Below are 1,720 nucleotides of genomic sequence, written 5' to 3'. Positions count from 1 at the left end.
CAGACCAGCTATAGATCGTCGACTTGGTAGGCCATTACCCCACCAACTATCTAATCTAACGCGGGCCCATCTAAAGGCGATAAATCTTTGGTCCGAAGACATTATCCGGTATTAGCTCAAATTTCTCTGAGTTATTCCGAACCTAAAGGCAGGTTCCCACGCGTTACGCACCCGTGCGCCACTAACCCCGAAGGGTTCGTTCGACTTGCATGTGTTAGGCATGCCGCCAGCGTTCGTTCTGAGCCAGGATCAAACTCTCAAGTTTGTGTCACATACTAAGCAGGCACAGTCCGAAGACCGCCAACCCGCTAGGCATGAGCTTCAAGGAGCCGATACCTGCACTGTCAAACGTAATGGATACGAATGAACATGCATCATCGCAACCAGACTGTGGAGCCTGGAAGGATGTGGCAATCGGCTTGAATTAACCGGTACTCGGAGCCTTGAGGTCCCCGGACCGGGCGCCGTCGCCCACATGTCCCTTCATCAAAAACTAACAATGTCAAAGAACCGCCAGAGACAGAACTAGCGGACAACCAATGTGCCCCGATCTAAACCGGGGGAGCGGCTGTCCGTATCTATATGGCGACCAACCCAGCGGAGCGGTTGAAACCGTCAGCGCCGCGTCGGTGAGGGCCATCTAGGCGCGACCAAGGATTCCGTCAATGGGTTTTTGTAGGAATATTTCACATTCGCGAAATCTCCCGTTTTTCTGCGGGTTTGGCCGAGGTGGCACCAAATGGTCTTGGATCGATCCGAAGGAGCTTAGCAGCGAGAAACGCCGAAAAGTGCCGCTGATTCTCCGCCAAACATATCGATTCACACCGAATGATCTCCGTTTCCGGCCTTGAGATCCGGGCCAGCTTCGCTGATTCTCCGTGTCACATTTGACCCGAGCGATCACTCGGTGACTACACAGTTGGGATTCGCGCATAGCAGGTCATACAGGACGCGGCTCGAGCGGCGGCGCCCACTGTTATCCAGCTATCGAGTTTTCTAATGCGGATAAGCAATACTCGCGGCCCCTGCACCGATGGCTAACGAGCCTGTCGCTACGACAACCGCTGGGCCGGCAGCTATACCAAGGCGCGCTCCCGCGTGCACGGAGCCGCAGCACGGCAGCACGAGCCGGTGGCATCAGGGCTTGGAGCATTGTTCGCGATCGAGGACGTGGGGTCGGAGGCGCGCAGGATGGCCTACCCCGCCCTTGGTCAAGTTATTGTGAGAAGTTTGATGCACGTTGCGCACAAAAAAGCCCGCCTGGATGGGCGGGCTGTTTGTGCTTGAATTCGGTGGTTGCGGGGGTTGGATTTGAACCAACGACCTTCAGGTTATGAGCCTGACGAGCTACCGGACTGCTCCACCCCGCGGTACCTTCTTGTTACGCCTCAAGCGCCGGCGCCGACATCTGTCGGCTGGGCTTCCCTCGCATAAGCTCGGGCGGCCGGTCGGCCTTGCGAAGTGCTGCGCACTTCGATGGCGCTCTCGTCACCAGCGCGGAGGCCGGAGACGAAAAAGCCGCCGCTCGGGTGTAACCGGCAGCGGCTTTTGAAATCGTGAATGGGTTTATAACCACATGCCCGCCGGCTTTAATGCCTGGCGACGACCTACTCTTCCAGTGCTTGAGCACTAGTACCATCGGCGCTGTCCGGTTTCACGGCCGAGTTCGAGATGGGATCGGGTGGGTCACAGACGCTAAGGTCACCAAGCAATAGAGCTG

The 1,720-nt window shown here is 57.0% G+C and carries 1 tRNA gene and 2 rRNA genes; all 3 read right to left on the bottom strand.

The window, feature by feature from the left end:
• Positions 1 to 265, bottom strand: a 16S ribosomal RNA gene (locus ED21_RS14490); the annotation flags it as partial.
• Between the two features lie 1,028 nt (positions 266 to 1,293).
• Positions 1,294 to 1,370, bottom strand: a tRNA-Met gene (locus ED21_RS14485).
• 224 nt (positions 1,371 to 1,594) lie between these two features.
• Positions 1,595 to 1,709 (bottom strand): 5S ribosomal RNA (gene rrf, locus ED21_RS14480).
• Positions 1,710 to 1,720: the final 11 nt, after the last annotated feature.

Origin of the sequence: Erythrobacter sp. SD-21 (assembly GCF_000181515.1) — a bacterium.
Lineage (GTDB): Bacteria > Pseudomonadota > Alphaproteobacteria > Sphingomonadales > Sphingomonadaceae > Qipengyuania.
This window is presented reverse-complemented; position numbering and strand designations above follow the sequence as displayed.